The sequence below is a fragment of the Sporomusa sp. genome, assembly GCF_035561255.1.
In the GTDB taxonomy this organism is placed as follows: domain Bacteria; phylum Bacillota; class Negativicutes; order Sporomusales; family Sporomusaceae; genus Sporomusa.
The window spans coordinates 1-8447 of sequence record NZ_DATMXX010000390.1; the positions used below are offsets into that span (position 1 = coordinate 1).

At 44.1% G+C, this 8447-nt stretch carries 7 protein-coding genes; 1 reads left to right on the forward strand and 6 read right to left on the reverse strand.

What is annotated here, in order from left to right:
- Nucleotides 1-188: TOBE domain-containing protein (locus VN379_RS22160; protein WP_325537931.1), on the forward strand; the 188-nt coding region annotated here is incomplete at its 5' end.
- Between the two features lie 379 nt (nucleotides 189-567).
- Here VN379_RS22160 and hfq read toward each other — a convergent pair.
- From hfq to miaB, 6 genes are read right to left on the reverse strand one after another with little or no spacing between them, the layout of a single operon-like run.
- A complete protein-coding gene (hfq, locus tag VN379_RS22165) occupies nucleotides 568-828 on the reverse strand; it encodes an RNA chaperone Hfq (protein WP_325537933.1) in 261 nt (86 codons plus the stop codon).
- 39 nt (nucleotides 829-867) lie between these two features.
- Nucleotides 868-1803 carry a tRNA (adenosine(37)-N6)-dimethylallyltransferase MiaA gene (gene miaA, locus VN379_RS22170; protein WP_325537935.1) on the reverse strand — a complete coding sequence of 312 codons (936 nt, stop codon included), beginning with the start codon at nucleotides 1801-1803 and terminating at the stop codon, nucleotides 868-870.
- Nucleotides 1791-2612, reverse strand: a complete 822-nt coding sequence (locus VN379_RS22175) for a class I SAM-dependent methyltransferase (protein ID WP_325537937.1) — start codon at nucleotides 2610-2612, stop codon at nucleotides 1791-1793. The genes miaA and VN379_RS22175 overlap by 13 nt, the downstream gene beginning before the upstream one ends.
- Nucleotides 2613-2621: 9 nt before the next feature.
- A complete protein-coding gene (gene mutL, locus VN379_RS22180; RefSeq protein WP_325537939.1) occupies nucleotides 2622-4451 on the reverse strand; it encodes a DNA mismatch repair endonuclease MutL in 1830 nt (609 codons plus the stop codon).
- Entirely contained in the window at nucleotides 4448-7057 is a 2610-nt protein-coding gene (gene mutS, locus VN379_RS22185; RefSeq protein WP_325537941.1) for a DNA mismatch repair protein MutS, read from the reverse strand. The genes mutL and mutS overlap by 4 nt, the downstream gene beginning before the upstream one ends.
- 29 nt (nucleotides 7058-7086) lie before the next feature.
- Entirely contained in the window at nucleotides 7087-8433 is a 1347-nt protein-coding gene (miaB, locus tag VN379_RS22190; protein WP_325537943.1) for a tRNA (N6-isopentenyl adenosine(37)-C2)-methylthiotransferase MiaB, read from the reverse strand.
- Between the last annotated feature and the right edge of the window lie 14 nt (nucleotides 8434-8447).

Genomic DNA, 8447 nt, shown 5'->3' on the forward strand with positions numbered 1-8447 from the left:
GAAACAAAATGGAAGCAACTGTAAAAGAAGTTATTAAGGGTACCGTTATGGCCAAAGTCGTTATGGATTATAAAGGCAGCGAACTAGTAGCAGCTATTACTGTAGATTCTGTAGAGGATTTAAACCTAGCCCCAGGAGACAAAGTTACGGCGTTGGTTAAAGCTACTGAAATGATGGTAATCAAATAAATTACATTGGCCCTATTACAAAAATCGGCTAAGCCTTTTAGGTTAGCCGATTTTTCGTATTAATCAAATTGGCCAGCGGCCGGGTAATTCTTGGACAAGAATTACCCATCGCTCATAGCAAGGTCACGACGCCTGTCATGGGCATTGGCTGGCATTGCAGGCATTTCCCTGTCCACAACCTTACAAACGCTGTAGTAAGCCTTATACGGGCATTAGGGCATAATTAAGAGCTCAGGCTTTTTGGTTGAAGCTTCCCCCTGACAAAGGTTAATAAATGACTAATTTAATTGTCCTTTTGCGGCAGGGATTAAGTGCCCCTGCCAGCGGCACATGAAAAAGTACCCCAGGTTTACACCTGGAGTACTGCAAGACAGATTTCTTATTTGTCAGTTTTAACAGCTTCATCCTTCTTGTCATGCAGGTTGGCAGACAATGGGCGAAAAGGGGTTACCGTCGAGATAGCATGTTTATAAACCAACTGTTGTTTACCATCATTTTCGATTATTACGGTAAAATTGTCAAAGCCCCTTACGGCTCCACGTAATTGAAATCCGTTAACCAGATATATAATTACCGGCACGTTTTCTTTTCGTACTTGATTTAAAAAACTGTCTTGCAGATTAATGACTTTGTTAGTCAAATGAAATCCCTCCGTATTGATGTTCTACTGACATCTATTTTACCTTAGACAAAACTTTCCTGCAACATGATTGTAAATTGTTTCCAATATTTTATCGTAATTATCGAAATCATCAACATCAAACCATGTTATATAAGGCATACGCCGGTAAAAAGTCATTTGACGCTTAGCAAAATTGCGGGTAGCCTGTTTTACCTTGTTAATAGAGCTTAACAAATCCTCCCCCTCAGTAAGATGCTCAACAATTTCCTTATAACCAATGCCTTGCATCGCCTGACAGTTAGGTGCAACCCCCTGTTGCAAGAGTCTCATTACTTCGTCTACCAATCCCTGTTTCATCATTATATCAACTCGTCTATTGATCCGCTCATATAAAGCAGCACGCTCCATAGTAAGGCCAACAACAACAGCGTCATATAAGAGTTTATTCGATGCAACCTTATACTGCGAGACAGTCTCACCACTCAAATAATGAACTTCCAATGCCCTAATTACCCGGCGCTGGTCATTAGGATGCAGTCTGGCTGCCGTTTCCGGCTGGACTTGAGCCAATCTAGTATGCAGATATTGATTCCCATATTGCTCTGCCATCTCAATCAGCGCTTGCCGAAGCCCTTCATCGCTTGGCGCCTGGTTGAACTGATAACCCTCAAGCAACGCCCGTATATACAGACCTGTACCACCGGCTAAGATTGGAATATGTCCGTCATTATTGATTTGCGTAATTAGTTTTTGAGCATAGCGCTGAAAATCGACAACATTAAATTCTTCACAGGGGGCAAGGATATCAACAAGCTGATGCACCACACCACTGCGCTCAGCAATATCAGGCTTAGCGGTACCAACATCCATCCCCCGGTATACCAGCATAGAATCGCCTGAGATTATTTGAGTCCCTAATCTTTTTGCCAAGTCAATACTTATTTGAGTTTTTCCTACAGCAGTGGGCCCAACAATTACAATTAAACGTTCCATGGTTGGCCTCCACCACCCGTCTTGGGCCGACAATCGATAACCCCATATCTGATACTGCTGTACTTGCCGCCAACAGCTGTAAATAATCCCAATCGGGCAAACTCACTACTGCCGGCGGCCTCTTTAACTACGACTTTTTGTTTGGCAACCCGGCAAGCTTGTTTTAGGGCTCCCGGCGTAAGCGGACTCATATCGGCAAGCGTCCTAATTGGATTTACGTTAGAACTCTTGTACAGGGGATTACGGAACATAGGATCAAAGTAAACAATGTCAAAACTATTGTCAGGCAGATTTTTAAGGTATTGGCAGTAATCGGCGTTTACCACCTTTACCCGGCGCAGCGAGCTTGTAATATCCACGTCAGAATCAACCGTAAAGTGTTGCAGGCCATATCCGGTTATCAAAGCAATTACCTGAGAGCTTTCAAGCCCAGTCACACTACCGGTTGCGCCTGCCACAAAACTGGCAACAATGGCATCTGTCGCCAGGCCTAATGTACAGTCAAGAACTGACATCCCGGCCGTAAGCCCCATTGCGTTCACCATATGGTCATGTTTTCCATTTATTAAGTTTTTTATGCGCAGCTCAGCCATACTTAAATGAAAAAAGTAGTCGCCGGCAGCCGTATGTATGATTGGTCCATTACTAGCAACCACAATAAGATCACAGGCCTCGTATTTTTCCCTAAGAGCAGCAAGCGAGTACCGGTTTCTGGGAATAAACGGCACACCCAGTCGGGCAGCTATATCATTTGCCGTTTGAATAATATCATTTGAAGGCCGCTGGGCAGTTGTGACAATTAAGCTCATATGAATCACCTATGTTCGTTTAAACATTTTCGCTAGCTCTTCTGGGCCAAATCTTACGATAGTCGGCCGACCATGCGGACAGGTATATGGCAAGTCTGTTGTATATAGTTCGCTGATCAAAGCCTGAATCTGCCGCATATTAAGCGTATCACCTGCTTTAATGGCACTGCGGCATGCTGCCATCTGAAGATAGGCGTGGCGCAATTCCTGCGCAGTAGGTTGATGCATCTCTGCAATCAATTTTAAAATTTGCCGCAATACCGCTTCAGCATCAGCCAGAGGAATATCAACAGGCATTTCAATCAACCGCATCGTATCTGAGCCAACCTGTTCAAGCGTAAAGCCCAGCTGATAAAAGATATCCGGACTTTCTACAATGATGTCGCAATCGCCAGCGGTAAATTCCAGAAATTGCGCTACCAACAGTTGCTGGACTGGTACACGCCCTTTGGCCCGACTCATACGGTCATAAAGTATTCGCTCGTGAGCGGCATGCTGATCGACAATATAAAGGCCATCCGGTCCCTGTGCCACAATATAGCAGGAGTCAATCTGCCCCAAAGGATACAGTTGGCAGGCTGCATTGTTCCCGGAAGTGGCCTCATCCCTTGCGATGAGCTGTTCCTCTTGTTTGATAGCCTGTCTAACATCCGAAAATGCAATGCTTTCTTCCCGCCATAAAGCTGGTGACCATTGGCGGGAATTCTCGGTTATAGTAGCGGCAAACCCATTCGAGCCAGCCTGCTGATTATTGCTGTGGTACTGCTGTTCAGTAGTACCAGAAGCTCTTGGCTGCTGGCTAAGTGGTGCAAACTGAATTGTTGCAGCAGCTTGAGTATGTGATGCAGGCATTGCCAGGCTAGAAGACACTGCTTTATATACTGCTTTATATATCTTCTGATCATCACTGAACTTAACTTCTTTTTTTTGCGGGTGCACATTAACATCAATTGATTCAACAGGGATGTGGATATCAAGCACAGCCAGAGGATAGCCATTTTTCGGCAATAATGAAAAATATGCATTATCCAATGCCTTGGCCAGCATTCGGCTATTTACTACCCGCTGATTAACCATAAATGTCTGCCACTGACGACTGCTTTTAAGTAATGCAGGCTTAGCAACATAGCCAGACACAGCAATACCATCGCTGCTATATTCCACCGGTAACAGCTCCGGAACGACTTTATGCCCATAGATATCGGCAATTGTGTCAGTTAACCGCCCACTGCCGCTTGTTGACAGTACCAGCCGCTGATTACTGAGTAATTTAAATGCAATCTGAGGGTGAGACATCGATAGTTTTGTTACGATGTCACTGATATGACCACTTTCTGCTGAAGGCGTTTTCAGAAATTTGCGGCGGGCCGGGGTATTGAAGAATAAATCGGCAATGGTAACCGTAGTACCACATCCCGCCCCAGCCTCACGGACATCATTAAGTATGCCCCCATGGATTTCCACATAACTTGCCAATGCGTCATCAAGCAAACGGGTCGTCAGTGTAAATTTTGATACAGCAGCAATACTAGGTAAGGCTTCCCCGCGAAAGCCCAGTGAATTTATTGCAGACAGATCCTCAGCAGTACGAATTTTACTGGTAGCATGACGTTTTACCGAAAGTTGCGCATCTTCATAACTCATACCTTTCCCATCATCAGTAACGCGGATAAATTTCGTACCACCATCGATGATTTCAATCTCGATATTCTTACTGCCGGCATCGATTGAGTTTTCAACAAGTTCTTTAATCACTGCAGCCGGTCGCTCAACAACCTCACCTGCAGCAATCTTATTGGCAGTGTTTTCATCTAATACATGAATTACCTGCTCGCTCATAAGCTTCCGCTTTCCTCTCTGGCTTTATTTTGCAGCTTATATAATGTATTGAGCGCCTCTAACGGCGTAAGTGTCATTACATCAATCGCCAATAATTCATCGGCAATGCTTGAGCTAAACAAGGATACGGTAGCAACCGCATTATGCTTATTACCTGGCAGTTTGACAGGTGACGGGATGCGGTCAGTACTTCCTTTGCATTGCTCTAGTTCCAGCAAAACTTGTTGCGCCCGTTCAATAATGCGTTTAGGTAATCCGGCAAGCTGGGCAACATGGATACCGTAGCTCTTATCAGCGCCACCCGGTATTATCCGGCGCAAAAATACGATATCATTACCGCGTTCTTTAACAGCTACCGAATAATTTTTTATTACCTTGCTATATTCAGCTAGTTCGGTAAGCTCATGATAATGAGTAGCAAATAAGGTTTTAGCTTTAACCTTATCTTTTATATATTCAACAACAGCACGGGCAATGCTCATTCCGTCAAAGGTACTGGTACCGCGGCCGATTTCATCTAAGATAATGAGGCTATTGCCAGTTGCAAATTTGATGATTTGCGCCGCCTCAGTCATTTCAACCATGAAGGTACTTTGGCCTGTGGCTAAATCATCGCTGGCACCGACCCGGGTAAAGATCCGGTCAACAGGACTGATTGAGGCTTCGCGCGCAGGAATAAAGCTGCCTGTCTGTGCCATAATCGTAAGCAGTGCTACCTGTCTCATATAAGTAGACTTACCAGCCATATTAGGGCCGGTAATGATCATTATTTCACTGTCACGGTGGTTTAGTTCGGTATCATTAGGTACAAACATCTCACCAGTTAAAAGCCTCTCAACAACCGGGTGGCGGCCATCCTTAATAACAAGTTCTTTATTCTGATTCAGATTAGGGCGGGTATAACTATAGCGCACAGCCGCATCACTCAGCGACATAATTACATCTAAATGGGCGACTTGTCTTGCTGTCTGCTGAATTTCACTAATGCGTTCTTTTATGTAATCCCGGATACCAGTAAATAGCTGATATTCAATATTTACTATTTTTTCTTGTGCCCCAAGCACCTTTGTCTCAAAGTCCTTGAGTTCAGGCATTATATAGCGTTCAGCATTAACGAGTGTCTGCTTGCGGATATAGTTTGCCGGTACAGCTCCGGTATTGGCGTGAGTTATTTCAATATAATACCCAAACACTTTGTTATACCCTATTTTTAGCGACTTAATGCCTGTAGCTTCCCGTTCCCGCAATTCCAAATCCTGAATCCATTGCTTACTATCCCGGGCAATATTCCTGAGTTCGTCTAACTCTAAGTCATAACCAGCTCTGATGATACCCCCATCACGTACACCAAACGGCGGGTTATCCGCAATCGCGGTGGCAATCATGTTAGCTACATCTACATGGCTTCTGATCGCCATACCAATACCTGCTAACTGGTCTGACTGGCATACTTGCAGTTTTGTTTTTATCTCAGGCAGCACTGACAGCGATGTTCTAAGTGCCGTCAAATCTCTGGCGTTGGCGCTGCCTACCTCGATTCTGGTTAGAATGCGTTCAAAATCATATATATCGCCAAGGAGCTCTTTTAATTCTTCAAGGACTGCCCGCTTATCAAGCAAATCGGCAATTGCATCCTGGCGTTTAGTAATTGAAATAGGATTTAACAATGGAAACTCCAGCCATTTCTTTAACAGCCTACTGCCCATCGCGGTTTTTGTAAAATCCAAAACAGCCAGCAGTGTGCCTTTACGTCCACCATCGCGCATATTGCGGGTAATCTCTAAATTGCGCAATGTAGACGCATCTAACAATAAGTAATCCTGGGTATTAACCCTTGCCAGCTTATTGATATGGGAAAGATCACTCTTCAGGGTATAATGCAGGTAGTATAGCAGATAGCCGATTGCAGTTTGTGCCGCCGGACTGTCAGGTAGTTCCTCGCCGCCAAAGTGCTTTTCCGGCAACTCTGACACCAGAGTAAGGTCAGCATTAGTTAGTGTGGTAATGGCACAAGCAGACACTCTTTGTTCCAAAAAGCTGCTTATGCTAGAAAATCCCTCAAGTTTACTTGCCAGCACTAATTCTGCCGGGAGGAGGCGATACAATTGGTCACAAACAGTATTTGCCCGGGAATTGCCAGAAAATATCGCCCATACAAACTCACCTGTTGAGATATCAGCCGCAGCCAAACATAATTCATCGGCTTCCTCATATAGGAGTGCCAGGTAATTATTCGCTTTATCAGGCAGTGAGGTTTCAGCCAGAATTGTACCTGGTGTAATAATCTTGACAACTTCCCGTCTGACAATACCTTTGGCCTGTTTTGGGTCCTCAACCTGTTCACAAATAGCTACTTTATACCCTTTGTTTATTAGTTTAGCGATATAGTTATCAGCTGCATGATAGGGTACGCCGCACATAGGCACCCGGGTACTTTGGCCACCCTCACGCGAGGTCAGGGTAATCTCTAATTCACGTGATGCTATCTCAGCATCTTCAAAAAACATTTCATAAAAATCGCCTAGCCGAAAAAACAGTATTTCGCTACTATGTCTGCTCTTTACCTCCCGGTATTGTTCCAACATCGGGGTATAGCTTATTGCCATGCTGTAAATTTCTCCTCTCCCATTAGACGTTAAACCAAACAGCCTTTTAAGACCCACGTTTGAGCAGTGGCAATTTGGATATTGACTAAGTCGCCGGGTTTTTCCCCCCCACTCTTCTCCCACAATACAATTTTATTGGTGCGGGTTCGCCCCATTAGCTTGTTTTCGTCATTTTTGCTGGGGCCTTCAACAAGCACTTCTACACTATGACCAACAAGTTGTTTATTTATCTGGAGACTAATTTCATTTTGAATAGCCATCAGTCGATTAAGACGGGCTTTTTTTTCAGGCAGAGGCACTTGATCCGGATAGTTAGCAGCCGGTGTTCCGGATCTTTGTGAATATAAAAAGGTATAAGCGGCATCATACCTGATCGTTTTTATAAATTCCAAGGTTTCTATAACATGTTCTTCATTTTCACCTGGAAATCCTACTATTAAATCAGTTGTCAGGCTGGCATTGGGAATAACCTGACGGATTTTGTTTACAAGCTGGCGATAGTATTCGGTAGTGTAGCCGCGATTCATTTGTTTAAGTATATCATTATTTCCTGACTGGACAGGCAGGTGGAAATGCTCACAAATCTTTTTACTATTTTTGATAGTTTCAATAACTTTATCGTTCATATCGCGCGGATGGGACGTCATATAGCGAATACGGGCAATTGTATCAATCTGATCAATCGCCTGAAGCAGATCGGCAAAATCAATCTGCAACTCACCATCTTTACCATAGGAATTGACGTTCTGACCGAGTAGCGTTATCTCTTTAAAGCCATCAAGCCCTAATTGTCGAATCTCGGCCACAATATCCTCAAGAGGGCGGCTTCGTTCGCGTCCTCTGACATAAGGAACAATACAATAGGTACAAAAATTGTTGCAGCCATACATAATAGGTACCCAGGCCGATATCTGGCCTTTGCGCACAGTGGGAACATCAGGCGCTAAACGCTCAGCCTGATCCCATACAGCCAATACTGGTTCGCGGCTCTGTTCTACTTGCGCAATCAGTTCAATAAGCTGATGAGTATTGTGTGTACCCATAACCAAATTGACATGAGGGAATTTTTTCATTATTTTCTCTTTGTCCTTTTGTGCCATACAACCAACAACACCAATAATTATATTAGGATTAATAAGTTTACGCCGTTTCATCTCACCAATTCGGCCGTGGATTTTCTTCTCAGCACTTTCCCGGACACAGCAGGTATTTATCAAAATTAAGTCAGCCTTGCCAGCATTCTCGGTTTCTTCATACCCGATTGTCCTTAATTGCCCAGCCAGACGCTCAGAGTCGTTAAGGTTCATCTGGCAACCGTAAGTCTCTGTATAAAAGAGTTTTATCTCTTGGTTTTGTTCATGGTTTTTAGCTTCCATTGTCTCAGCTCCAA

Coding starts and splice junctions, on each gene's coding strand:
- miaA (WP_325537935.1), bottom strand. CDS start 1,803: ATGGAACGTTTAATTGTAATTGTTGGGCCCACTGCTGTAGGAAAAACT.
- VN379_RS22175 (WP_325537937.1), bottom strand. CDS start 2,612: ATGAGCTTAATTGTCACAACTGCCCAGCGGCCTTCAAATGATATTATT.
- mutL (WP_325537939.1), bottom strand. CDS start 4,451: ATGAGCGAGCAGGTAATTCATGTATTAGATGAAAACACTGCCAATAAG.
- mutS (WP_325537941.1), bottom strand. CDS start 7,057: ATGGCAATAAGCTATACCCCGATGTTGGAACAATACCGGGAGGTAAAG.
- miaB (WP_325537943.1), bottom strand. CDS start 8,433: ATGGAAGCTAAAAACCATGAACAAAACCAAGAGATAAAACTCTTTTAT.